Origin of the sequence: Microlunatus ginsengisoli (genome assembly GCF_039537205.1) — a bacterium.
Taxonomy (GTDB): Bacteria; Actinomycetota; Actinomycetes; order Propionibacteriales; family Propionibacteriaceae; genus Microlunatus; species Microlunatus ginsengisoli.
In genome coordinates, this window is record NZ_BAABAB010000010.1 from 195,989 (window position 1) to 219,115 (window position 23,127).

The 23,127-nt window shown below is 71.3% G+C and carries 22 protein-coding genes; 9 read left to right on the forward strand and 13 right to left on the reverse strand.

Translation table 11 applies throughout. From position 1 onward, the window contains the following. The first annotated feature begins 420 nt into the window (after positions 1–420). Entirely contained in the window at positions 421–885 is a 465-nt protein-coding gene (locus ABD747_RS08110; RefSeq protein ID WP_344803218.1) for a hypothetical protein, read from the forward strand. Here ABD747_RS08110 and ABD747_RS08115 read toward each other — a convergent pair. After that, the gene (locus ABD747_RS08115; protein WP_344803220.1) at positions 861–1,670 is read right to left on the reverse strand and encodes a response regulator transcription factor; all 810 of its coding nucleotides are present in this window, start codon (positions 1,668–1,670) and stop codon (positions 861–863) included. The genes ABD747_RS08110 and ABD747_RS08115 overlap by 25 nt on opposite strands. 3 nt (positions 1,671–1,673) lie before the next feature. After that, positions 1,674–3,839, reverse strand: a complete 2,166-nt coding sequence (locus tag ABD747_RS08120) for a sensor histidine kinase (RefSeq protein ID WP_344803222.1) — start codon at positions 3,837–3,839, stop codon at positions 1,674–1,676. Between the two features lie 243 nt (positions 3,840–4,082). Here ABD747_RS08120 and ABD747_RS08125 point away from each other — a divergent pair, with 243 nt between their 5' ends. Both ABD747_RS08125 and ABD747_RS08130 read left to right on the forward strand, forming a co-directional pair. Then, a complete protein-coding gene (locus ABD747_RS08125) occupies positions 4,083–4,466 on the forward strand; it encodes a response regulator (RefSeq protein WP_344803224.1) in 384 nt (127 codons plus the stop codon). Continuing rightward, entirely contained in the window at positions 4,466–5,047 is a 582-nt protein-coding gene (locus ABD747_RS08130; RefSeq protein ID WP_344803226.1) for an Hpt domain-containing protein, read from the forward strand. The genes ABD747_RS08125 and ABD747_RS08130 overlap by 1 nt, the downstream gene beginning before the upstream one ends. A gap of 13 nt (positions 5,048–5,060) precedes the next feature. On the opposite strand, the gene ABD747_RS08135 is transcribed toward ABD747_RS08130, so the two are convergent. Next, complete coding sequence (locus ABD747_RS08135) at positions 5,061–5,627, reverse strand: rhomboid family intramembrane serine protease (protein WP_344803582.1); 567 nt, start codon at positions 5,625–5,627, stop codon at positions 5,061–5,063. A 289-nt stretch (positions 5,628–5,916) separates the two neighbouring features. Between ABD747_RS08135 and ABD747_RS08140 the strand changes: the two genes are divergently transcribed. Then, the gene (locus tag ABD747_RS08140) at positions 5,917–6,855 is read left to right on the forward strand and encodes a hypothetical protein (protein WP_344803228.1); all 939 of its coding nucleotides are present in this window, start codon (positions 5,917–5,919) and stop codon (positions 6,853–6,855) included. 158 nt (positions 6,856–7,013) lie between these two features. Here ABD747_RS08140 and ABD747_RS08145 read toward each other — a convergent pair whose 3' ends face one another. Continuing rightward, positions 7,014–7,730, reverse strand: a complete 717-nt coding sequence (locus tag ABD747_RS08145; RefSeq protein ID WP_344803230.1) for a DUF4352 domain-containing protein — start codon at positions 7,728–7,730, stop codon at positions 7,014–7,016. Positions 7,731–7,865: 135 nt separating this feature from the next. Here ABD747_RS08145 and ABD747_RS08150 point away from each other — a divergent pair, with 135 nt between their 5' ends. Both ABD747_RS08150 and ABD747_RS08155 read left to right on the forward strand, forming a co-directional pair. After that, positions 7,866–8,924, forward strand: a complete 1,059-nt coding sequence (locus tag ABD747_RS08150; RefSeq protein WP_344803232.1) for a DUF4192 domain-containing protein — start codon at positions 7,866–7,868, stop codon at positions 8,922–8,924. Positions 8,925–8,957: 33 nt separating this feature from the next. Continuing rightward, positions 8,958–9,923 (forward strand): carbohydrate kinase family protein, encoded by a 966-nt coding sequence (locus tag ABD747_RS08155; protein WP_344803234.1) that lies wholly within the window; start codon positions 8,958–8,960, stop codon positions 9,921–9,923. Positions 9,924–10,430: 507 nt separating this feature from the next. Here the strand turns inward: ABD747_RS08155 and ABD747_RS08160 are convergent. The 7 genes from ABD747_RS08160 to ABD747_RS08190 form a co-directional block, all read right to left on the reverse strand. Continuing rightward, a complete protein-coding gene (locus ABD747_RS08160) occupies positions 10,431–12,848 on the reverse strand; it encodes a [protein-PII] uridylyltransferase (RefSeq protein WP_344803584.1) in 2,418 nt (805 codons plus the stop codon). After that, positions 12,782–13,120 carry a P-II family nitrogen regulator gene (locus ABD747_RS08165; protein WP_344803236.1) on the reverse strand — a complete coding sequence of 113 codons (339 nt, stop codon included), beginning with the start codon at positions 13,118–13,120 and terminating at the stop codon, positions 12,782–12,784. The genes ABD747_RS08160 and ABD747_RS08165 overlap by 67 nt, the downstream gene beginning before the upstream one ends. After that, complete coding sequence (locus ABD747_RS08170; protein ID WP_344803238.1) at positions 13,117–14,493, reverse strand: ammonium transporter; 1,377 nt, start codon at positions 14,491–14,493, stop codon at positions 13,117–13,119. Before ABD747_RS08170 ends, ABD747_RS08165 begins: the two co-directional genes overlap by 4 nt. Positions 14,494–14,689: 196 nt before the next feature. After that, positions 14,690–15,718, reverse strand: coding sequence for an Rv2578c family radical SAM protein (locus tag ABD747_RS08175; protein ID WP_344803240.1), 1,029 nt, complete (start codon positions 15,716–15,718; stop codon positions 14,690–14,692). Between the two features lie 89 nt (positions 15,719–15,807). After that, positions 15,808–17,022: an MFS transporter gene (locus ABD747_RS08180; protein WP_344803243.1), complete on the reverse strand. Its 1,215-nt coding sequence runs from the start codon at positions 17,020–17,022 to the stop codon at positions 15,808–15,810. Then, entirely contained in the window at positions 17,019–17,999 is a 981-nt protein-coding gene (galE, locus tag ABD747_RS08185; protein ID WP_344803245.1) for a UDP-glucose 4-epimerase GalE, read from the reverse strand. Before galE ends, ABD747_RS08180 begins: the two co-directional genes overlap by 4 nt. Before the next feature lie 37 nt (positions 18,000–18,036). Continuing rightward, on the reverse strand, positions 18,037–19,005 hold the full coding sequence (locus ABD747_RS08190) for an EamA family transporter (protein WP_344803247.1): 969 nt from the start codon (positions 19,003–19,005) through the stop codon (positions 18,037–18,039). Between the two features lie 71 nt (positions 19,006–19,076). Between ABD747_RS08190 and ABD747_RS08195 the strand changes: the two genes are divergently transcribed. Beyond that, positions 19,077–20,003, forward strand: a complete 927-nt coding sequence (locus tag ABD747_RS08195) for a LysR family transcriptional regulator (protein ID WP_344803249.1) — start codon at positions 19,077–19,079, stop codon at positions 20,001–20,003. Here the strand turns inward: ABD747_RS08195 and ABD747_RS08200 are convergent. Then, a complete protein-coding gene (locus ABD747_RS08200) occupies positions 19,989–20,759 on the reverse strand; it encodes a DsbA family oxidoreductase (protein WP_344803251.1) in 771 nt (256 codons plus the stop codon). The genes ABD747_RS08195 and ABD747_RS08200 overlap by 15 nt on opposite strands. A 105-nt stretch (positions 20,760–20,864) precedes the next feature. Here ABD747_RS08200 and ABD747_RS08205 point away from each other — a divergent pair, with 105 nt between their 5' ends. Together ABD747_RS08205 and ABD747_RS08210 are read left to right on the forward strand one after the other, a co-directional pair. Next, entirely contained in the window at positions 20,865–21,503 is a 639-nt protein-coding gene (locus ABD747_RS08205; protein ID WP_344803253.1) for an SRPBCC family protein, read from the forward strand. A 25-nt stretch (positions 21,504–21,528) separates the two neighbouring features. Beyond that, positions 21,529–21,900: an ArsR/SmtB family transcription factor gene (locus tag ABD747_RS08210; RefSeq protein ID WP_344803255.1), complete on the forward strand. Its 372-nt coding sequence runs from the start codon at positions 21,529–21,531 to the stop codon at positions 21,898–21,900. On the opposite strand, the gene ABD747_RS08215 is transcribed toward ABD747_RS08210, so the two are convergent. Next, positions 21,837–22,964, reverse strand: a complete 1,128-nt coding sequence (locus ABD747_RS08215) for a DNA glycosylase AlkZ-like family protein (RefSeq protein ID WP_344803257.1) — start codon at positions 22,962–22,964, stop codon at positions 21,837–21,839. The two genes, ABD747_RS08210 and ABD747_RS08215, sit on opposite strands and share 64 nt — an antisense overlap. Between the last annotated feature and the right edge of the window lie 163 nt (positions 22,965–23,127).

Genomic DNA, 23,127 nt, shown 5'->3' on the forward strand with positions numbered 1-23,127 from the left:
CGCACGACCGACTGAGCCCGGCAGAGCAGGCTTGTCCCCAGGTCGAGCGGCGGATCGCGCGGCTGTCGTCACGGGGGACGACTACTCGGGGGAGTGGTGTTGTCAGTTTGGGGGTGTGCCGTGGCGTCTCGGGAGTGGGATGGCACGCGCGCTGAGGCTGTCGACGGGGCGGCGGGATTGGTCGGGGGACGTCTCGCCGGTACGTCGGCAGTCCCGGAGAGCGGGGCCGGGCTCAGCCCGGTCGTCAGCGCCGGGGACCGGGTGGCCGGAAACGGCGACCCGGCACGAGGGGACCAGAACTCGACAGGGGACGAGGATCTGGAGGGCGGGCAGCGGATCGCGTCGGGGGATGCCGGTTCGCCGCCAGCCGGGAACCGACCTGCCGCGGCGGGTGGCGGGTCAGGGGGAGGATCGGTCTCGGTGTCGCCAGCCGGCCCGGGACCGATCACTCCCATTCGGAGCACGCAGCTGGGTGAGCTGGCCAACGAGGTCGGTCACGACACGGGGATCGTGGAGCGCTTCGTGATCGACTTCCTGACGTTGCTGGACCAGCGGCTCGCCGCGGTCACTGAGGCGCTCGCGGAGTCCGACAACGACGGTGCGATCACGGTGCTGCGCAGCCTGGAAACCACCGGGGCCATGCTCGGCGCCCAGGACCTGGTCACCGCGACCACGGAACTGCGCCGAGCGGTCCGCGACGATCCGGGACGGGTCGACGAGCGGTTGCGAGAGTTCACCGCGCAGGCCGAGGCGCTGCGGGTACGGCTGACCGCGCTGAGCAGTGTGCTCAGCCGGCCGACCCCGTCGAGCCCCGTCACGCCGGGCAGTCCGGGCAGTCCGGTCGCACCGTCGGGCCGGCCTCAGTCCGGCTCTGCCAGCCGGTAGCCGACCCCGCGCACCGTCTCGATGTAGCGCGGCTTGCTGACCGGGTCGTTGAGCTTGCGGCGCAGGTTCGCCATGTGCACCTCGACGGCCCGCCGGTCGGAGTCGCTGACGTAGCCGCTGCTGCCGTACTCGCCGCGCAGCTCCAGCGCGAGAGAGTCCTTGGAGATCACCCGGCGCTGGCCCTGCATGATCGCCAGCAGCAGGTCGAATTCGCTTCGGGTGAGTTCGAGCGGTGCGCCGTCGAGATCGCACAGCCACATGTCGGCGTTGATCCGCAGGCCGTTGTGGGTGAGCCAGCCGCTGTCGTCGTCCTCCGGCTCGACCTCCGTGACGACCGGAGCGGGTGCGCTCGCCTGCGCGGTGCCGCCGGCCGGACGGGCCGCCGACACCTCGATGGTCGGTGGCGACTGGTGATAGCGCCGCAGCATCGCCTCGATCCGGGCCCGGAGCTCGCGCGGCCGGAACGGCTTGGTCAGATAGTCGTCCGCGCCCGCGTCCAGCCCCATCAAGGTGTCGATCTCCTCGTCGCGGGCCGACAGCATGATGATGTAGCTCATGCTGAACGCGCGGATCCGGCGGGCGACCTCGAAGCCGTCGATGCCGGGCAGGCTGATGTCGAGCGTGGTCAGGATCGGCTTGTACTCGCGGACCGCCGCGATCCCCTCGACCCCGTCTGCGGCGGTGTAGCAGCTGAAGCCGGCTTGGGCCAGGATCGCCTCGAGCAGGTTGCGGATATCGGCATCGTCCTCGATGACGACCGCAACGCGCTCGGGCTGACCTGACATGCCCTATACCGTACCGACTCGACGCGTCCGGGGCTCTACGGGAACGGTGACGTCCTCGGCGCTGGGGAAGTCGGCCTCGGTCGGCAGGGTGAAGCGGAAGGTCGCTCCGCCGGCCGGGTTGTTCTCCGCCCAGATCCGGCCGCCGAGCCGCTCGACCAGACTGCGACTGATGGCCAGTCCCAACCCGGAACCGCCCTTCGCCCGTGCGTCGGAGGAGTCGACCTGCTGGAAGCGGGCGAAGATCTCCTCGAGCTTGCCCTCCGGGATCCCGCGTCCCTGATCGTGGATGGCGACTTCGACGAACGTGCCGCGCTCGAGCGCCTCGATCCACACCGTCGTCTGGTTCGGCGAGAACTTGATCGCGTTGCCGACCAGGTTGACCAGGGTCTGGACGACCCGGTCGGCGTCGACGAAGACCCGCGCCGGTGCGGCGTCGACGCTGATCGCGATCTCTGACTGCTCGGCCAGCAGCTGGACCTGGCTGGTCGCGGTCGAGATCAGCTCGGCGATCGGATGGAAGGCGAGCTTCATCGAGACGACCCCGGCCTCGATCCGCTCGATGTCCAAGATGTCGTTGATCAGCCGGGTCAGCCGGTCGCTGCTCTCCAGCGCGATGTCGACCATCCGGCCGGCGTTGGGCGCGAGCGGGCCCAGCGCACCGCCGGACAGCAGGCCGAGCGCGCCGCGGATCGAGGTGAGCGGGGTCCGCAGCTCGTGACTGACCATCGACACGAACTCACTCTTCATCCGGTCGACCTCGCGGCGCTGGGTGACGTCGCGGAAGACGACCACCGCGCCGGTCACGGAGTCCTCCTCGATCAGCGGGGTCGCGGTCACCTCGACCGGGATCTGCAAGCCGTCGGCCCGGGTGTAGAGATCGTCCTCGGCGCTGGTCACCACCCGCTGCCGGATGGCTTCGGTGATGTAGCAGCCCTCGATCGGAGCCGGAGAGCCGTCGGGCAGCGGGGCATGGAACAGCGCGTGGGCGTCGCGGCCGATCAGCTCCGTCGAGCCGAAGCCGAGGGCGTGGGCGGCGGCCGGGTTGACGAAGGTGATCAACCCGGTCCGGTCGACGCCGTAGATACCGTCACCGACCGAGTTGAGCAGCAAGATGTTGCGCTCGTTGGCGGTGTTCAGCGCACTGGTTCGCTCGGCGACCCGGATCTCCAGGTCGCGGCGCAGCCGCTCGTTGTCCAAGATGATGAAGATCTGCCGGCCGGCGACCGCCAGCAACACGATCAGCCAGAGCACGCCGGCCGCGACGTAGGAGTCACCCGCGGTGGCGAGCAGGTTCACGATGCCGGCGGCCAGGAACAGCCCGAACATGACGAACGTGCCGAGCACGGGGGACAGTTCCTTGCGCTCGGTGTTGCGCGGCTCGACCCGGGCCAGGCTGATCCCGAGGGCCAGCGTCACGTGTCCGGCGATCCAGCCGAGGTCGGTGATCGAGCCGAGCATGAAGTCGCCCTGCGCGGTCTCGACGGCCAGCGCGGTGGCGGAGACCGCGTACAGGGCGAACCCGATGGCCGCCAGGCCGAGAGAGGTCCGGTCCGCCGGGGCCGCGCGCCAGTAGAGCAGTGCCGCGACCGTGGCGATCACGATCTCCACCACCGGCGAGGCCAGCGGCAGCAGCCGCTGGGGATACGGGGTGCTGGTGTTGGCCAGGATCTGCGGGAAGACCGTCAGGCTGGCGATGTAGAGCACCGAGCCGCCGAGCACCACACCGTCCAGCACGATCCGGATCATCTCGGTCAGCCGGCGGGGCACGGACGGATAGAGCACGATGCCGGCGACGCCGCTGAGCAGGGCCAAGGTGATGAACGCGTTGGCCGGCGAGGTCGGGTCGCCGGCGCCGCTGGGCTCGGCCGCCCACAGGCCGACGGCTCCGGCGGAGCCGAACAGCCCGGCGATGGCGAAGAACAGCCAGGCGTGCCGGCGGCGGCCGGTACTGAGCCGGTAGCGATACATGCAGGCCGCGCTCACGGCGAGCGCGCCGAGCATTTGACCGAAGCCGCTGACCGCGCGGCGGACCTCCGGCGGCAGGTCGCTGCCGAGCAGCAGGCCGAAGATCGCGATCACCGCGAGCGCGATCGGATAGCGCCAGAGCAGCCGACGCTTCGGCGGGGCGGCATCTCCGATCCCCGCCGAGGGCCGGACCTGCCCCGTCATGGGGCTGACCGTATCACCGGGTTTTCTGCGTAACCTGTTCCTCTGCGTAACATGTTTGGTGGAAATCGGGGGGTTGGCCACGTCGTTCGCGACCCGGGACAGGTCTTGTGCCTGCCAGGGTCCTGGGAGGTCCTCGATGCACGGTGACGCCGGTCGCGGAGCACGCGGTGTTGCGCCGGCACGATCGCTGGGGTGCCCGTCGGGTTCGCTGCCGTGCCCCGCTCATGAACTGGGGTGCTCGACATGACCGAGCGTCGCGTGCTCGTCGTGGACGACGACGACCACATCCGCGAGGTCGCCACGCTGGCGCTGGAGGTGGTCGGCGGCTGGCAGGTGATCAGCACGAACTCGGGCGCGGACGCGGCGGAGCTGGCGCGGGCGGAGCGACCCGACGCGGTCCTGCTGGACGTGATGATGCCGGGGGTCGACGGGCCGTCGACCGTGGCCCGGTTGCGCGAGGATCCGATGACTGCGGAGATCCCGGTCATCTTGCTGACCGCCAAGAACTTGAGCGTCGACCGCCGCGACTTCAGCCGGCTGGCGCTGGCCGGGATGATCCCGAAGCCGTTCGACCCGATGACGCTCGCCGGTCAGGTCGCGCAGATGCTCGGCTGGGTGGACAGCTGATGGATCGGCCTTCTGACACCCGCGACGCGCGGGCCACGGCGAACGGTCCGGGAGGCTCGGCCGGATCGGCGCCCGCCGGCGCCGACGGTATGGGCCGCGACGGTCTGGGTCCCAGCGGTCTGGGCTCGAAAGAACTGGGCTCGAACGGTCTGGGCTCGAACGGTCTGGGCTCGAAGGAACCGGGCTCGAACGGTCTGGGCTCGAAGGAAGCGGGCTCGAACGGTGTGGGCTCGAATGGGCACGTCGACGAGATCGACCGGGTGCTTCCGGCGATGCGTGGGCTCCGCAGCCGGGCCCGGGTGACCAATCTCAGCCGCGCGGCTCAGCTCGAGCGCTCGCTCGAGCTCGCCGCCGAGGGACGGCTGGACGAGGCCGGGCGTGCCCAGGCGGCAGCGGTCGCGCACCAGCTGATCGGCTCCGCCGGGACGTTCGGCTTTCCCGAGGCATCCCGTGCCGCGACCGAGCTCCGGGAGTTCTTCACCCGGCCACAACTCGACGACGACGACGTACGGCTGGCGCAGGGCCGGTTGACGGCACTCCGCGACGACCTGCAGAACGGCGACAGCGAGATCGAGTTCTGAACCCGGCGCCGGATCAGCGCCCGCCGACGTACCCCGGCCGGCCCGGCGTCGGTGCCGGCGAGGAACGCCGGCGATGCAGCAGCCAGGCCGCGAGGATCCCGCCGGCGGCGCCGCCGAGGTGCGCCTGCCAGGAGATCCCGGCGGCCCCCGGCAGCACGCCCCAGATCATTCCGCCGTAGACGACCAGCACCGCGATCCCCATGATCACCTGGGCCGGACGGCGGGTCAGGATGCCACGAACCAGCAGGTAGGTCAGCCAGCCGAAGATCAACCCGCTCGCGCCGAGCACGATGGTGCCGATCGGGGTGAGCACCCAGGCGGCCAGTCCCGACACGGTCACGCTGATCAGCGTCGTCACCACCCAGCGCAGCGCCCCGCCCAGCAGCACCAGCAGACCCAGAACGAAGAACGGCCCCGAGTTCGCCATCAGGTGCTCCCAGCCGCCGTGCAGCAGGGGAGCGGTGTAGATCTCGGGCAGCCCGTCGAGCTCGCGGGCGTGGATGCCGTAGTAGTCCAGTTGGTTGCCGCTCAGCTGATCGACCAGCTCGCTGAGCCACAACACGCCGAGCGCGATCACCATCACCAGGGCCGCGGTCACGGCCGGCACGGGACGGTCCACCCGGCTGGGCCCGGCGGGCTGAACGGTCGACATCACAGGTCCTCGGTGTCGCAGTGGGCTGGGAACCTCCAGCGTGCCCGATCCGTCCAAAAGAGCGGGTCCCGGCGTGTCGCCGTATCACCGTCCCCCGACGAGCGCTCTGTTGGAGCAAGACTGCTGGACAACCCGAGACTGCTGGACAACCCAGGCTTCCGGATGATCACAGACTTCCGGGAGCACCGATTCGGACATGGTGGCAAGGAGAACGGCGATGGACATCCTGGCGCAGGCGCTCGAGCTGGGTCTGGTGACCCGGACCGAGGTCGAGCGGGGACTCGTCGCCGCAGGCCCGGGCGCCGGCACCGGTCAGCGCGTGGTCGCCCTCCGCGGCCGGATCGTCGCCACCGTCCGGGAGGCGGCGCCCTCCGCGCCGATCGCGCACGAGCGGGCGGCGCTGGAGGCGCTCGCCGCGGACGATCTCGCCGCGCCCGTGCTGCCGTCCACCGACGGGCGGCTGTGGACCGCCGCCCTCGCCGGCCGGACGCTGGCCGAGTTGTCGGCCGCGCACCACTGGGCGCCGACCGCCGGCGACTCCGCACTGGCCGACCTCACCGCCGGCTGCGTCGCCCTGGGTACGTCCCTGGCCGCCGTGCACCGGCTGCCCGCCGACCGCCGCCCGCGACCGGACGTGCCGTGCACCGCCATCTCGACCCGATCGGTGCGCAACGCCCGCGATACCGCGCTCGGCGCCGAGATCCGGCACGCGCTGGACGCCGACCGTGGCATCCGGGTCGCGGCCGAGACCGTACGCGAGCGCTGGTCCGACCGAAACTGGACGATCGGCCGGATCGCCCCGGAGAACGTGAGCGTCGACGTGTTCTGGCGGGCCCGCTTCACCGACCTCGGCAGCGCCGGTCTGGGTGATCCCGACTGGGACGTCGCGGCCTGCCTGGCGAGCATCGCCCTGGTCGCCGACTCCGTCCCGGCCACGGTGGCTTGGCTGAGCGAGCACTTCTGGAACAGCTACCGGCGGTGTGGCGGTCCCGGCCGGGTGCGCCCGCAGATGCAGGCCATGTACGCGATCGACGCGGCCTGGCGCGCCGCCGACCCGGCCGCGCAGGACGCGGGCGGCGGTCCGCGGGTTCGCTGGTGGCTGGACCGAGCCCACCGCGTGGTCGCCCGGACCAGCGTCCAGGGCCTCGCGGCCTGAGCTCCGCATCGCCGGCGGCCCCCTCCCCGCTCGCGACGGGGGGAAAACTGGTCAGACACCGTGTCCGCGTGCCGAAAGTGGGCAGAAACGGCCACTCTCGGCCCCCGAAACCTGTCGCAGCTGCACAGTTTCCGGGGCCGAGGTGTCGCGCGCAGGTATCAGTCGGGGACCTTGAGCGCGGTCACCGAGTCGGCGTCGTCGCTCATCAACAGGGTCACCTCGCCGCGCGGGATGACGAAGGCGACCAGGCCCGTCGTCTGCTCGCCAGCTTGCAGCGCGCCGACCCCCAACAGCGGCCCGTCGACCTCTTCGGTGGCCAGGTCGAACAGGCTGCCGCTCGCGTCGAAGGCCTGGAAGTCGAACGGGTCGTAGTCGACCACGCCGCTGCTGCAGGCGATCCGGATCCTGACCTGGAGCGCGGAGCCGCCTCCGTTCTGGGCGTCGCGCCAGGTGTGGTCCAGGATGGTCAGCCGGCCGGCCCCGCTTCGGGTGGTGAACTCGATCGAGTCCTTGGTGACCGTGATGTGCGGTGAGGCGGCCGAGCGGGTCGGGCTGGGGATCGCCACGACCTGGTCCGCTCGGTGTGCCAGCACGCTCGCCAGCGCTACCACGAGCGCGACCACGCCGACGGCGAGTGCGGTGAGCACGGCGGGGAGCCGCGACTGGGGCGGCCGGTAGGTCTCCGGATCGGGCCGGGCGACCGGCTCCGGGCCGAGCGGACGACTCCAGCGCGGCTGAGGGCTGCCGGGCGCGAACGACGGTCCGCTCGGCGTGGAGCCCATGCCGGAGGCACCGTCGAGGGATTCCGGTCCGGGCGAGCCGGGCCGGAACGGGTCCGCTCCCGGAGTCTCGGATCCGGGCGGCTGGTTCGGCATGACGCGACCACGGTACCCGCCGCCGAGGTTGCGGATGCAGCCTTCGTCGTCCACAGGTTCGAGCCCGTGCCGAGCGTCGTCCACAGATTTCGGCAGGGGCGGCACGATCGGCACTCTCGTCCGGAGTGTGCAGGCATGAGAAGACAGCGAAAGCGAGCCGTCCGTCCGTCCGCCAGCCCGTCTGCCGGCCCGTCCGCCCGCGCGTCCGTCGGGCCGGACGCAGAAGACGGCACCCGGCTCCGGGCCAAGTCACCGGCCGACCTGATCGGCGTCGTCCCGTACCTGCTCGGCTTCCATCCGAGCGAGTCGGTCGTCCTGCTGCTGCTGAGCGAGCGCCGGGTGGTGATGACGGCCCGGATGGACTTCGCCGAGCTGACCGATCCACGCGGGCTCGCCGGCTACCTCGACGAGGTGCGTCGCGGCCAGGGCGCCGTCGGAGTGGTCACCATCACCTACAGCCGTTCCGACGACGCCTGGGAACGGACGGCGGCGCTCGCCGACGAGATCGACCCGGCGGTGCTGGTCGACGCCATGCTCGCCGACGGCGAGCGCTGGTGGTCGGTGTTGTGCAACGGATCCTGCTGCCCGCCGGAGGGGACGCCGTACGACCTCGGCAGCAATCCGCTCAGCGCGGCGGCGGTGTACGCCGGATTGAACGCCATGCCGGACCGCTCGTCGGTGGAGGCTCTGGTCGCCGGACCATCGCCCGATGACGTGCCCGCTCTCGAGCTGGCCGTCGACGAGGCCCTGGAGGAGCTGATCGGCACGTCGGTCGGCAGCCGCAAGCGGCTGGTCCGGCGCCTCGTCCAGCAGACCCTGGACGCCGGGCAGCCACCGAGCGATGTCGAGTGCGCGCGGCTGGCGGTTCTGGTCCACCACCTCCACGTGCGCGACGTGGCCTGGGCCCAACTCACCCGCGAACGGGCCGCCGAGCACGTCGCGCTGTGGCAGCGGGTGGTGTCCCGCACGCCGGTGTGGCTCGCCTCCGCGCCGCTGTGCCTGCTCGGGATCTCCGCCTGGGTGGCGGGCAACGGAACGCTGCAGAACTGCTGTGTCGAACGGGTCGAACGGATCGACCCTGAGTACTCGATGGCCTCCCTGCTGGCCGACATCAACCAGCGGGCGCTCCCGCCCAGCTATTGGGACGAGCTGCGGCGCGAGTTCCGAAAGCATCCCGACATGCTGGCGGGGTGAGCGTCCGCGCCGCCGACCGTTAGGTTGTCTCCCATGAAGCGCTTCGTGGTCTGCGGCGAATCCTTGATCGACCTCATCCAGGCGGCCGAGCAACCGGGGGGGAACTTCAGTTCCACCTGGTTGGCGCTGTCGGCGGGAGGTCCGATGAACTCCTCCGTTGCGCTCGCACGGCTGGGGGCCGACTCGCACTTTCTCGGCAGATTCTCCCGCGACTCGTTCGGCCGGCAGCTCACCGCCTACATCACCGAGGCCGGTGTGGAGCTCGATCTCGCCACCGAGTCGTCGCAGTCCACCTCGATCGCCGTGGTGAGCCTGGACGACCAGGGCGTTGCCAGCTATACGTTCCACTTCGCCGAGACCGCGAACTTCGGCTGGCAGGAGGAGGACCTGCCGCTGCTCACCGGCGACGACTTCCTGCACATCGCCTCGCTGGCGACCGTGGTCAGCCCGGGTGCCCAGGTGCTGCACGAGTGGGCCGGTCAGCTGACCTGCCAGATGTCGTACGACATCAACGTCCGGCCGTCGGTGATCACCGACCCGGACGAGTACTGGGAGCGGGTGAAGCCGTGGCTGCGCACCGTGGGCGTGCACCACGGGATCATCAAGGCCAGCGACGAGGACGTGAAGTTCCTCGCTCAGGCCGCCGGGGCGGCCAAGCCGGGCGTGACCGACCCGGTCGACGTCGTGGCGGGCTGGGTGGAGTCGTACGGCGTCTCGATGGCCGTGGTCACCCTCGGACCGGACGGCAGCGCAGCCGTCCTGCCGGGCGGCGAGCAGGTGCGGGTGCCCGGCTTCCGGGTCGATGTGGTCGACACCGTCGGGGCCGGCGACACGTTCATGGCGGGATTCCTGGACGGCTACGTCAACCTCGGCCAGCCGCTCCCGGACTCGCTGCGCCGCGGCGCCGCGGCCGCCGCCATCGTCTGCGGCCGGCAGGGCGCACAGCCGCCGACCGCCGCCGAGGTGGACGATCTGCTCGCCTCCACCCCCGTCGGCTGACCCGCCCCGCCGGCGAGCCCCCGCCCGGCAGATCCCACCCAGCAGAGATCTTCGGATCCCCTGTACCGCCTCGGATCCGCTATAAGGGATCCGACGAGCCATAAGGGATCCGGCGCCGCCGCCCCCGGCAGATCTTCGGATCCCCTGTATCGCCTCGGATCCGCTGTAAGGGATCCGGCGAGCTATAAGAGATCCGGCGAGCCACAAGGGATGCGGTGACCTATAGGGGATCCGGCGAGCCATAAAGGATCCGAACTCACCCTCGCCAGATCTTCGGATCCCTTGAGACGGCTCGGATCCGCTACAGGGGATCCGACGAGCCATAGGGGATCCGACGAGCCATAAGGGATCCGGTGATCTATAGGGGATCCGGCGACCTACAGGGGATCCGAACTCACGCCGGTAGGTCTTCGGATCCCTTGGGACGGCTCGGATCCGCTATAAGGGATCCGGGAAGCCATAAGGGATCCGAGGACGTGGGGTGCCGGTGGGGCGGGAGCCGAGGGGTCAGGGTGTCGGGGTGGGTGCGCGGCGGGCGGCGGCGGCCGCGGTCAGCGAGCGTACGGCCGCGGCGGTCCGGTCGGTAGAGGGGAGCGAGCCGTCGGGCTCGGTCAGGTAGAACGTGTCGATCGCCTGGCCGGCCAGGGTCGCGACGTGGGCCGAGCGGATCGAGAGCTGCTCGGCGGTCACGGCCTGGCCGAGGGCGTACAGCAGGCCGGCCCGGTCGGCGGTGCGCACCTCGATCACCGCGGCGGTGCCGCTCGCGTCGGGGACCACCGCGACGTGCGGCTCGCTCGCGACCGCGTTCTGCGCGCGGGCTTCGCGCCGCTGCACGCCGGCCAGCATCGAGCGGTCGCCGGCCTCCAGCCGCTGCAGCTCCTTGACCAGGAACGCCAGGTCGGGAAGCTCCTTGGCCGACACCTTGTCGGTCCGCCAGGTGTTCACCGAGACCCCCTCGACGGTGTGCAGCACCGCGGAGCGGACCGAGATGCCGTGCGCGACCAGCAGGCCGGCGGTGTCGCTGAACAGGCCGAGCCGGTCGGTCGCGGCGCACAGCAGCTGACTGCCGCCGGGCTTGGTCTCGAGCCGAATCCGCGGCACCCCGTCCAGCCCGACCGAACGAGCCAGCCCGAGGTCGACGAACTCCGTGCCGTGCGGGTCGAGCGGCTCGCCGACCAGCAGCCCCTCGACCTGGTTCGCCAGATCGTTGATCAGCTGGGCGCGCCACGGCGTCCAGGCGGCCGGTCCGGCGGCCCGCGCGTCCGCCTCGGTGAGCCGGCGCAACAGGTTCAAGATCTCGGTCCGGCCGTCCACGGCCTTGACCAGCGCCTCGTGGGTCGCCGGATCGGTGTGGTCGCGCCGGGTCGCCAGCTCGACCAGGGTCAGGTGCTCGCGGACCAGCCGCTCGACCACGTCGGCGTCGTCCGCTCCCAGCCCGAGCTGTTCGACCAGATCACGGGCGATCGGTGCCCCGACCGCGGCATGGGCCACGCCGCCGTTCGCCCCCTTGCCGATGTCGTGGAACAGGCAGGCGAGCAGCAGCAGGTCCGGGCGTTCCACCTGGGTTAGTCCGCGGTGGGCCTCGACGACGGTCTGGATCGAGTGGCGGTCAACGGTGTAGATGTGCACCGGATTGTGTTGCGGCCGGGCGCTGATCAGCTCCCAGGCCGGTAGCCAGCGGGCCACGATCCCGGACAGGTCGAGGTCCTCCCACACCGGCAGCACGTTCTCGCCCGCCGCCAGCATTCGCAGCAGCGCCTCCCGCGCCTCGTCGGGCCACGGCGCGGGAATCGCGGGTGCGTGCGTGGTGAGGTTGGCGACCGTGACCGGCGACAGCAGCAGGCCACGCTCGGCCGCCAGCGCACCCGCCTGCAGACCGACGTACGGCCCGCGGGGGTCGGTGTCCTTGTCCAGCCCGACCTCGCCGGCGTGGACGATCAGGCCGTGGTCGGCCCGGCTGAACTCGGGCCTGCGCTCCCGCCGGACGAAGGACAGCACCCGGCGCTGGGGCAGCACCTGGCGCGCCGCACGGCTGGTCAGATAGACGGCCTGGCCGATCCGCCGGGCCGCCATCGACACCTCCCGCCGCAGCGCGTCGGTGTCGGCGAACCCGAGCAGGTCCGCGACGTCGGCCACCTCGCCGGCCAGCAGCCGGTCCAGCGCGCGCCCGGAGGTCACGTGCAGCGCGTCGCGGACGTCCAGCAGGCGGTCGTACGGCTCCTCGACCCCGCTGTGCGGGCGGTCGGTCAGCCAGGTCGCGGCCAGGGCCCGGAGCATGGTCATGTCTCGGAAGCCGCCGCGGGCCTCCTTCAGATCGGGCTCCAGCAGGTACGCCGCGTCGCCGGCCAGCGCCAGCCGCTCGTCCAGGGAGGACAGCAGCTCGGGCAGCCGCTTGCGCGCGTTGTTCCGCCACGAGCCGAGCAGCGCGCTGCGGGCGCCGGCGACCAGCTCGGCATCACCGGCGATCACCCGCAGGTCGAGCAGGCCGACGCCGGCGCTGAGCTCGCGGCCGGCCACCTCGGCGCACTCGGCCGGCGTCCGGACCGAGTGGTCCAGTTTCACCCCGGCGTCCCAGAGCGGATACCAGAGCTTCTCGGCGAGCCCGTTCACCGCCGCCTGCTGGCCACCGGCGTGCACCAGCACGAGGTCCAGGTCGGAGCGCGGGCCGAGCTCGCGCCGGGCCAGGCTGCCGACACACGCCAGCGCGGTCCCCGACGCCGGACCGCCGGCGTCGGCATAGAGCTCGACGAGGGCGGACTCGACGCAACAGGTGATAGAACGCCGACGATCCGGCCCTGCCGTGGGAACCCACGCGGACCGGATCGCGACGTTGAGACGCTCGCTGGTTAAGTCACGCTTCAGAGCGCGTCCAGCCCGCGCTCGCCCGTACGCACGCGGACGAGATCGTCCACGGGAACGGACCAGACCTTGCCGTCACCGATGCGGCCGGTCCGAGCGCTCTTGACCAGGACGTCGATGATGTCCTTGACATCGTCGTCGTCCACGAGCACCTCAAGCCTCACTTTGGGCACGAGATCGACGGTGTACTCCGCCCCCCGATAGACCTCGGTGTGCCCCCGCTGACGGCCGAAGCCACTGGCCTCGCTGACCGTCATGCCTTCGATCCCGAAGGACTCGAGAGCCGTCTTCACCTCGTCCAACATATGCGGCTTGATGATCGCGGTTACGAGCTTCATGCCTTCACCTCTTCCTCGTCGTGGTCACCGCGAGCGCCCGCCGGGCCCTCGTCGGTCTCGGTGGTCCGGACGGGCTGGGTGCCACCGAAGGACACACCCCGCATGCCGGAGCTCAGGCTGCCGAGATCGTATCCGGTCTCCGCGTGCTCGATCCCGTCGATGCCGGCGGTCTCCTCCTCGGCCGAGACCCGGAAGCCGATGGTCTTGTGCAGGATGAGCCCGATCACGAGGGTCAGGATCCCGCTGTAGAGCAGCACCGCGAGCGCGCCGACGGCCTGCCGCCAGAGCTGGTCGAAGCCGCCGCCGTAGAACAGCCCGTCGACCCCGGCCGGAGCAGCCGCGGTGGCCAGCAGGCCGACCGCGAGGGTGCCCCAGATGCCGCCGACGAGGTGGACGCCGACCACGTCGAGCGAGTCGTCGTAGCCGAACTTGTACTTCAGGCCGATGGCCAGCGCGCAGACGACGCCGGCGACCGCGCCGAGGATGATCGCGCCGATCGGGCTGACCGCGGAACAGGACGGGGTGATCGCAACCAGGCCCGCGACGATGCCGGACGCGGCACCGAGAGAGGTGGCGTGACCGTCCCGGATCCGCTCGGTGGCGAGCCAGGCCAGGCAGGCCGCGCCGGTGGCGACCATGGTGTTGACCCAGACGACCGAGGCCGAGTTGCTGGCCGCGACGGCAGAGCCCGCGTTGAACCCGAACCAGCCGAACCAGAGCAGACCGGCACCGAGCATGACCAGGGTCAGGTTGTGCGGCCGCATCGGGTCACGCCGCCAGCCGATCCGCTTGCCGATCACGATGGCGAGCATCAGGCCCGCGATGCCGGCGTTGATGTGGACCGCCGTGCCGCCGGCGAAGTCGATCGCCTTCAACGTGTTGGCGATCCAGCCACCCACATGCTGGTCGAGGCTGAAGTCGAACACCCAGTGGGCGACCGGGAAGTAGACGACGGTGACCCAGATGATGGTGAAGATGATCCAGGTGCCGAACTTGGCGCGGTCGGCGATGGCGCCGGAGATCAGCGCGACGGTGATGATGGCGAACACGGCCTGGAAGGCGACGAAGGCCATCGCGGGCAGGCTGGCGCCGGTGTCCTCCATCATGCCCTTGAGGCCGAGGTACTGCAGCGGGTTGCCGAGCAGGCCGACCCCGGTGGCGTCGTCGCCGAAGGCCATCGAGTAGCCGTAGAGCACCCAGAGCACCGACACGATCGCCAGCGAGCTGAAGCTCATCATCATCATGTTGAGGACGCTCTTCGCGCGGACCATGCCGCCGTAGAAGAGCGCCAGTCCCGGCGTCATGAGGAGCACCAACGCCGCTGAAGTCAGGATCCAGGCGGTATCGCCTGAATTGATGTCGAGTGGTGGCATGTTGCTTCTTTCGGTGAAGTAACTGGAATGTGTGAGTCGCCTCGGCACGGCTGGATCCTGGACGTGGCGAGGTTAGGCAGAACTCTCGTTCGTCCGTGTTGCACCTGGACGACGAAGCGTTACGGGAAGATGACAGTTGTCGCTCTCATGTGACGGCAGGGTTTCGCTGGGCTCACACACAATCGATTCAGTCGGGTCAGAACAGGGTCGGTTCGCGGGTCGGGGGTGATGGGGCCACCGTCGGCTCCGGATCGCGCAACAGTTTCGGTGCGTGCAGTCCGTGCCGGCGCAACAGCGGACGTACGCGGCGGGCGAGGTCGTCGCTGTAGGAGCGCAGCACGTACGCACTGTTGCGGTAGAGCTCGTGGTAGGCCCGCTCCAGCTCGGGGTGGTGCCGGCGCAGATAGCGCCAGAACCACTCGCGCGCGCCGGTCCGCAGATGGAGGGCGAATACGGTGGCGCCGCTCGCCCCGGCGGCGGCGATCTTGCCGAGCAGCCGGTCGAGATCCTCGTCACTGTCGGTGATCATCGGCAGCACCGGCGCCACCAGCACCTGGCACGGCAGGCCGGCGTCGGTGATGGCGCGGATCAGGCCGAGCCGGGACCGCGGAGTGGGCGTGCCCGGCTCGAGGTCGCGGTGGATCGCGTCGTCGTCCAGGGCGAGCGAGACGCCCATGCCGACCGGCACGGACCGGGCCGCGTCCGCCAGCAGCGGCAGGTCGCGGCGGGCGGTGGCGCCCTTGGTCAGCACCGAGAACGGAGTGCCCGAGTCGGCGAGGGCGGCCACGATGCCGGGCATCAGCCGGTAGCGGCCCTCGGCGCGCTGGTAGGGGTCGGTGTTGGTGCCCAACGCCACCGCCGCGCCGTGCCAGCTCGGTCGGCTCAGTTCGCGCCGCAGCACGTCGGCGACGTTGATCTTGACCACGATCTGGGAGTCGAAGTCGGCGCCCGGATCGAGTTCCAGATAGGTATGGGTGTTGCGGGCGAAGCAGTACGTGCAGGCATGGGAGCAGCCGCGGTAGGGGTTGACGGTCCACCCGAACGGCACCTGCGACCCGTTCGGCACCTTGTTCAGGGCCGACTTCGCCAACACCTCGTGGAACGTGATGCCGGCAAACTCCGGCGTCTGCACCGACCGGATCAGCCCTGGCATTCCCGGCAGGGCATCGTCGGTCGACCGCCCGTCGGTCGACCGCCCGTCGATCAGCTGCGCATCCCATCGCACAGGTCTATTCAAACGTACGTTTGTTTAAATCGCCAGCCCATCCCGGAAACTGTGCGGCTCTCGCAGCGACACGCCGGTGGCATCCGCAACTACGGCACAGTTTCCGCCGGGGCGCTGGTGCTCAGGCGGCGGCGGAGGGCGACCAGGACGGGAATGCCGAGAAGCATCACAGCCGTCATCAGCCCGAAGGCGACCGGCGGCCTGCCGAGGGTCGCCTGGACCAGCAGCGACACCACGATGCCGCCGAGGTTGCCGCCCAGCCAGACCAGGCCGGTGGCGGTCGCCTCCGCGGCGCCGGCGTGGGTCTCGACCAGGCTCAGGATCACCGGCAGCGCGCCGAGCAGCGCGAGGCCGTACGCCGTTGCCGCGAGCAGGCCGCTCACCGGACCGGGCAGCACCGCCAGGACGAGGCCGGCACCGCTGGTGACGGCCACCACCACCAGCAGCATCGGCACGGCCCGGCCCGAGCGGATGACCGGCTCCGGCAGCAGCACGCCGGCGAGGATGCCGGCCAGCACCATCACCAGCAGCATGATCCCGGCGAGATCGGCGGAGATCCCCGCCGGCGCGAGCAGCGCCTGCAACCAGGTGGTGACCGCCACGAAGACGCCGAACCCGAGGCCAGCGACGAGCACCAGCGAGCGGATGACCGGATCGGCCAGCACCGAGCGGAGGCGCCCGCCGCGCTCCACGCCCGGGGCGGCCGCCCCGGTGCCGGCCGGCCAGATCGGTCGGGCCAGCGCGAGCATCATCGCGGCCGCGGCCACCACGGTGAGTCCGGCCTGGACCAGCAGCAGGGCGTCCAGCCGCTCGGACCCGAACACCGGCCCCAGTACGAGGGCGACCAGCATGCCGGCGAACAGTCCGGCGGAGGCGATGCCGATCGCGCGAGGACGCTGTGCGGCCGGCACGCTCGCCTCGACGACCCGGGTCACCGCCGCCAGCAGCAGCGGTTGTGCCACGGCGATCAGGATCTGCCCGACCAGCACGCCGGCGTACACCGGTGAGAGGACTCGGACGACAGCGCCGACGGCGTTCAGGCCGACCCCGAGCGCGAGGGACGGGCGCAACCAGCGGTCGAGGGCCAGTCCGGCGGGCAGCGCCAGCACGACGTACAGCAAGGGGAACAGCTCCGACAGCCAGCCGATCGCGTCGACGGACACGCCGTAGTGGGCGGCGGCCTCAGTCGTGAGCGGTGCGAACGTCAGCCAGAGCATCTGGTTGGTGCCGCTGACCGCCGCGTACGCGGCGACGACCCACCAGCGCCGCTGCACGGGTCGCGCGCGCGGCCCGTGCGCGCTCACTCAGCCGCGGCCTGCCGAGCCTCCCAGGCCGAGGCCACCATCTGCTCGACGTTGTGCCGCATCCGCCAGTCCAGGTCGCGGGCGGCGAGCTCGCCGGTGGCGACGATCTGGGCCGGGTCGCCCGGTCGGCGCGGGTGGATGTCGGGGGTGAAGTCGATGCCGGTGACGGCCGCGACCGCGTCCATGATCTGCCGGACCGACAGCCCGTCTCCGGAGCCGAGGTTGTAGACCGGCTCCAGCTCCCGGCCGGCCGTCAGAGCCTTCGCCGCCGCCACATGGGAGGTGGCGAGGTCGGAGACGTGGACGTAGTCGCGGACGCAGGTTCCGTCCGGCGTCGGGTAGTCGTCGCCGTTGATGTAGGGGACCTTGCCGTTCACCAGCTGCTCGAAGACCAGCGGGAACAGGTTGTGGGGGCTGGTGTCGCGCAGGTCCGGATAGCCCGACCCGACCACGTTGAAGTAGCGCAGCGAGGTGTGCCGCAGCCCCGGTCCGTGCTGGCTCGTCGCCCGGGCCTGGTCGCGGAGCAGCCACTCGCCGATCAGCTTGGACTCGCCGTAGGGCGACTCCGGCCGGGTCGGGTTCTGCTCGGTGACGATCCCGGTGTCCGGGGTGCCGTAGGTGGCCGCACTGGAGGAGAAGACGATCTTGTCGACGTCGTGGTCGGCCATCTCCTCCAGCAGCGAGACCATCCCGGTGACGTTCTGGGTATAGGTGTGCAGCGGGCGCTGGACCGAGACCCCGGCGTACTTGAAACCGGCCAGGTGGACCACGCCGTCGATCTGATGGCCGTCGAAGATTCCGTGCAGCGCGGCCCGGTCGACCACGTTCGCCTCGACGAACGGGACCTCCGGCGAGACGAAGCCGCGGTGGCCGCTGGACAGGTCGTCGATCACCACGACATCGATGCCCACGGTCCCGAACGCCCGCACCACGTGCGCGCCGATGTAGCCGGCACCGCCGGTCACCAACCAGGCCATCGCGTTCTCCTTCGCACTCGCGGCCGCCGACCATAACCTAGCCGCCCGGCGCGCCGGTCAGCCGCGCAGTGCCGGGCAAGTTGTCAGGCTCTCGGGGAGCCATAGCACGCTGAGAGCCTGACAACTCGGTGGTCGCGCGGGTCGGGCGGGGCAGGGAGCCGATCAGCACGCCGCCGATCACGGCGGCGCCGGCGATCAGCTCGACCGCGTCGAAGGACTCGCCGAAGATCAGCCAGGAGCTGATCACTCCGACGATCGGCACCAGCATCGAGAACGGGGCCACGGTCGAGGAGGGGTACGCACTCAGCAGCCGGTTCCACAGCCCATAGCCGAGCACGGTGGCGATCAGCACGATGTAGAGCAGGCCGAGCAGCGACGGCAGCGCGTCGGCGTCGAAGGCGGTCGCCAGCGACGCGCCGATCCGCGCCGGCCCCTCGACGATCAGTGCGACGACCAGCATCGGGACCGGCGGCACGACCGACATCCACAGGGTCAGCTGCAGGGGCTTGGGTGCTCGGGCCTGCCGGCTGCAGACGTTGCCGACGGCCCAGCCGAGCGCGCCGCACAGGGTGAGTACGACCGGCAGCAGGGCGGCGGTCTGGCCACGGTGGACCGCGATCGCGGCCAGCCCGGCCACCGCGAGCACGATCCCGGCGACCTGGCGGCGGCTGAGCCGCTCACGCAGGAAGACGCCGGCCAGCAGCACAGTGAACGGCGCCGAGGCCTGCAGCACCAGGGAGGCGAGGCCGCTCGGCATCCCGGCGGCCATCCCGAGGTACAAGAAGGCGAACTGGAGTACGCCGATGCCCAGGCCGGTGCCGATCAGCCAGCGCAGCTTCACCGCCGGGCGCGGGACGAGCAGCACGGTCGGCACGGCGACCAGGGCGAAGCGCAGGGCCACCATGAACAGTGGCGGGAAGTGCTGCAGGGCGAGCGCCGTTGCCGGGAAGTTGAGTCCCCAGCAGACGGCGACGAGCACGGCCAGGAGTCGGTCGCGGGTCGGCATGCGTTCATCCTCCGCGCCGCTTGGGTTAAGGACAATCGAAATCTGCTTCATCTACTGTGTAGCCTGACTTCATGGACGTGCAGCTCGGCTGGCCGGACCTGGAGCTGGTCCGTGAGCTGGGGGACCGCGGATCGGTGACGGCCGTGGCGGAGGCGTCGCACCGGACACCGTCGGCGGTGTCGCAGCAGCTGAAGTCGCTGCAGCGCCGGCTGGGCATCCCGCTGGTGGAGCGGGACGGCCGCGGGCTGCGGCTCACCGACGCGGGCCGGGCGCTGGCCGACAGTGCCACCGGCGTGGCGACCGCGCTCGCCGAGGCGGACGCGTCCTGGCGGCGGTTCCTCGGCGACGTGAGCGGGACCGTCCGGCTGGCGAGCTTCTTCTCCGCGTCGGAGCTGTTCATCCCGGGCCTGGTGGAGCGGCTGGCGCTGCGCTTCCCCCGGGTGCGGCTGGACACCTTCGACGAGGACGTGTCGCAGGACGGCTTCGCCGACCTGGTCGCGGACTACGACATCGTCGTCGCGCACCGCAGCGACGACACCGAGCCGGCGCCCCGGCCGAACATCCGGGTCGTGCCGCTGCTCCGCGAGCCGCTGGACGTCGGGCTGCCACTGGGTCACCCGCTCGCCGGGCGCGCCGCGGTCGAGCCGGCGGACCTGGTGGGGGAGCCGTGGACCGCGCCGCCGGTCGGGTTCCCGATCGAGCGCGCCCTGCTGGCCCTGTCGGCGCGAGCCGGGCAACCGGTCCGAGTGGTCCGGCGGACCACCCACCTGCCGCTGATGGAACGCCTGGTCTCCCGCGGTCAGTGCCTCGCCCTGTTGCCGCGCTACTCCACCCTGGATCACGCCGACGGTCGGTTCGCCCTGGTCCCGCTGACCGGCCTGCGCGCGGGCCGGCACGTCGAGGCCTTGCTCCGACCGGATCGGGAGGCCCGCCGCGTGGTCGCCGCCGTCCTGGAGGAGCTGCGGGCCGAGGCGGCCCAGATCTCAGCGGGTCGGTGAGCAGGAGTCGTCTGTGCGGGCCTCGTCTGTGCGGGCCTCGTCTGTGCGGGCCTCGTCTGTGCGGGCCTCGCCGGCGGTGACCGGATCCGGCTCCCGGTCGGACCCCTCCCGGTCGGACCCCTCCCGGTCGGACCAGGCGCGCTCCAGCACCTGCGCGAAGACGCCGACATCCTGGGCGCCCGACACGCCGTAACGACGATCGAAGACGAAGAACGGTACGCCGGTAGCGCCGAAGCTCCGGGCCAGCGCGAGGTCGGCTCGCACCGCGTCGGCGTAGTTCTGCCCGGCCAGGACTGCGGCGGCCGTGTCTCGATCGAGCCCGACCTCGGCGGCGAGGTCGGCCAGCACCCGGTGGTCGGCGAGCCGGGCGCCCTCGGTGAAGTACGCCCGGAGCAGCTGTTCGGTCAGCTCGGCCTGGCGGCCCTGGGCGAGGGCGTGGTGCAGCAGCCGGTGGGCGTCGAAGGTGTTGGCGGGGTGGGCCCGAGCCAGGTCGAACCGCAGGCCCGCCTCGGCGGCCAGGTCGCTCACCCGCTGGTTCATGGCGCGGGCCTCGGTGAGACTGCGGCCGTACTTGGCGGCCAGCATCTCGTCCAGACTCAGCTCGGAGTCCTTCGGCGTGGTCGGGTCCAGCTCGAACGAGCGATACAGCAGCTCGACCCCGTCGCGATGGGTGAACTCGGCCAGCGCCCGCTCCAGCCGCCGCTTGCCGATGTAGCACCACGGGCAGACCACGTCGGAGAAGATCTCGATCAGCACGCACGAGACAACTTCGGACCCGTCGCGGTCATTCCGGGGTTGTCGATCGGATGGTCCATATATAAGCTGTCACTTATACATGGCGACGAGGGAGGCGAGGGCAACATGTCGGTGGCTGATCTGGTGGGTGCGGTGCAGCGGCGAGTGGAGACGGCGCAGCGCGACGGGCGAGAGGCGAAGGTCGCGCTCGCGCTGCGGACGTACGACGCCGCGATCGAGGACGTCTGGGACGCGCTGACGAACCCCGAGCGGATCCCGCGCTGGTTCCTGCCGGTGAGCGGCGACCTGACCGTGGGTGGCCGCTATCAGCTCGAGGGCAATGCCGGCGGCGTGGTCGAGCGCTGCGACCGGCCGCACCTGGCCGCCGTCACCTGGGAGTTCATGGGCGAGGTGACCTGGCTCGAGCTGCGCCTGACCGAGGACGGCGAGGACAGAACCGAACTCGAGCTCCGGCATACCGCGTTCGTCGATCCGGATCGCTGGGCCCAGTTCGGGCCGGGGGCGGTCGGCGTCGGCTGGGACCTCGCACTGAACGGCCTCGACCAGCACCTGCGGACCGGGGCCACGCTCGACCCGGCCGAGTTCGAGGCGTGGTCGCTGTCACCCGAGGGGATGCAGTTCATCGCCGGGGCCAGCAAGGGCTGGAGCCAAGCCGCGATCGCCGACGGCGACGACCCGGCGGCCGCACACGAGGCCGGGGCACGCACCACCGCGTTCTACACCGGCCAGCCGGTCGGGGACTGAGCGGCCGGGCCGCGGTTCCGTGGGCGTGTTCGAGGCGCTGGCCGATCCGGTGCGCCGGCTGATGGTGGAATCGCTGGCCACCGGAGAGCAGCCGGCGGGCGATCTGGTGGCGCTCGCCCGCGCCCGGTTCGGGATCTCCCAGCCGGCCGGCTCGCAACATCTGCGCGTGCTGCGCGAGCACGAGGTCGTGGCCGTCCGGGCCGAGGGAACCCGGCGCTGGTATGCGGTCCGGCCCGAGGCACTGAGCGAGCTGGACGTCTGGCTCGACCGCTTCCGCCGGACCTGGGACCAGCCGCTGGACGCGCTGGCGACCGAACTCGCCCGGGGCCGGCGTCAGCGACGGATCGAGACATCGTCCACGCACAGCGCCAGCACCGAGGACAGGGCCGCCACCTGAGGCGCGAGGTCGTCCTCGGCCGGTGGCGACGCGCCCGGCAGCAGCTCCAGCTCGAGCCGGGTCCGGCGGCCGGTGCTCACCGTCCGCCAGCTCGCCACGATCCGGCCACCGGCCAGCACTACCGGGGAGAACACCCCGTTCGCCTTGGCCCAGACCCGGGCGAGGTGTTCGGGCCTGCAGAACCGGGTCCGGTTCGGACCGGCATAGCCGACCAGCAGCCCGTCGTACTCGGGCAGAAGCCGGACATCCGGGTCGGCCTCCGCGTCGGCGCGACCGGCCGCCTCGGCGAGGTCCAGCATCGGCTCGCCGTCGGGTCCGATCAGCGGCTCGACCTCCGCAGCGAGCACGGCCAGCGCGGCATCCACCTCGCCCAGCCGGACGCCGAAGAAGAACGCCAGATCGGCTCGGGTGAGTGGGCCGTACGCGCTCAGGTGCACCCGGACCAGCTCGGCCAGCGCGACCGACGGGTCGGGCCGCGGCGGCAGCGCAACCACGTCGCGGGCCGTCCGGTGGAAGGTGTCGGTCCGCTTCTCCCAGTGCTCGTCCTTGGGCCGCCGGATCAGGCCGCTGTGGCCCCAGATCAGGTTCGCGCTGAAGGTGCTCGGCTCGAAGCCGATGCCGCGCCCGTCCAGCCACTCGGTCAGGTGGCTCACGACCTCCTTCCGCGGCCGCCACTCGTCCCCGCAGAACCGCTCCAGCTCCGCCGCCACCGCTCCGGCCGGCAGCTCGCCGAGCCCGAGCTCGCGCCGCAGCACGGGCTCCCTGGAATGGCGCGCGACGGCATCGGTGCGCACGAAATCGGCTCGGGTGGTGCTGTGCACGGTGCCGCGCAGGCTGGTCGTCTTCAGCAGCTCATGGCCGGCGAACAGGTCGCGCACCACCGCGTAGCCCACTCCGGGCAGCCGTGACGACGCGGTCAGGAAGGGCGCCCGCGGAACCTGGGACTGGATCGGGCCGAGCCGCTCGAACAGGTCGAGCACGGCCCGACCGTCCCGACCCTCGATCGGCGGGAACTGGCGCGCCAGGGTCGTCCGGCGCAGTTCTTCGGCATCGACCCGTCGCACGGGAGTGACCCTACGGACCGGCTCCGACAGTCATCGCGCTCGGCCGGGCCGAAATGTCGACGGAGCGGGAAGGGCCGGTGCGCTAGAGTGAATATCGTGTACGCAAGCGTCGCGCTTCTTAGCTAGCCGCGCGGAACCCTGACGGGAGCCAGCGCGGCAGCCC

Excerpts from the sequence above, each read along its gene's own strand:
- ABD747_RS08115 (WP_344803220.1), bottom strand. The coding sequence starts at position 1,670 with ATGTCAGGTCAGCCCGAGCGCGTTGCGGTCGTCATCGAGGACGATGCC.
- ABD747_RS08120 (WP_344803222.1), bottom strand. The coding sequence starts at position 3,839 with ATGACGGGGCAGGTCCGGCCCTCGGCGGGGATCGGAGATGCCGCCCCG.
- ABD747_RS08125 (WP_344803224.1), top strand. The coding sequence starts at position 4,083 with ATGACCGAGCGTCGCGTGCTCGTCGTGGACGACGACGACCACATCCGC.
- ABD747_RS08130 (WP_344803226.1), top strand. The coding sequence starts at position 4,466 with ATGGATCGGCCTTCTGACACCCGCGACGCGCGGGCCACGGCGAACGGT.
- ABD747_RS08135 (WP_344803582.1), bottom strand. The coding sequence starts at position 5,627 with ATGGTGATCGCGCTCGGCGTGTTGTGGCTCAGCGAGCTGGTCGATCAG.
- ABD747_RS08140 (WP_344803228.1), top strand. The coding sequence starts at position 5,917 with ATGGACATCCTGGCGCAGGCGCTCGAGCTGGGTCTGGTGACCCGGACC.
- ABD747_RS08145 (WP_344803230.1), bottom strand. The coding sequence starts at position 7,730 with ATGCCGAACCAGCCGCCCGGATCCGAGACTCCGGGAGCGGACCCGTTC.
- ABD747_RS08150 (WP_344803232.1), top strand. The coding sequence starts at position 7,866 with ATGAGAAGACAGCGAAAGCGAGCCGTCCGTCCGTCCGCCAGCCCGTCT.
- ABD747_RS08155 (WP_344803234.1), top strand. The coding sequence starts at position 8,958 with ATGAAGCGCTTCGTGGTCTGCGGCGAATCCTTGATCGACCTCATCCAG.
- ABD747_RS08165 (WP_344803236.1), bottom strand. The coding sequence starts at position 13,120 with ATGAAGCTCGTAACCGCGATCATCAAGCCGCATATGTTGGACGAGGTG.
- ABD747_RS08170 (WP_344803238.1), bottom strand. The coding sequence starts at position 14,493 with ATGCCACCACTCGACATCAATTCAGGCGATACCGCCTGGATCCTGACT.
- galE (WP_344803245.1), bottom strand. The coding sequence starts at position 17,999 with ATGGCCTGGTTGGTGACCGGCGGTGCCGGCTACATCGGCGCGCACGTG.
- ABD747_RS08190 (WP_344803247.1), bottom strand. The coding sequence starts at position 19,005 with ATGCCGACCCGCGACCGACTCCTGGCCGTGCTCGTCGCCGTCTGCTGG.
- ABD747_RS08195 (WP_344803249.1), top strand. The coding sequence starts at position 19,077 with ATGGACGTGCAGCTCGGCTGGCCGGACCTGGAGCTGGTCCGTGAGCTG.
- ABD747_RS08205 (WP_344803253.1), top strand. The coding sequence starts at position 20,865 with ATGTCGGTGGCTGATCTGGTGGGTGCGGTGCAGCGGCGAGTGGAGACG.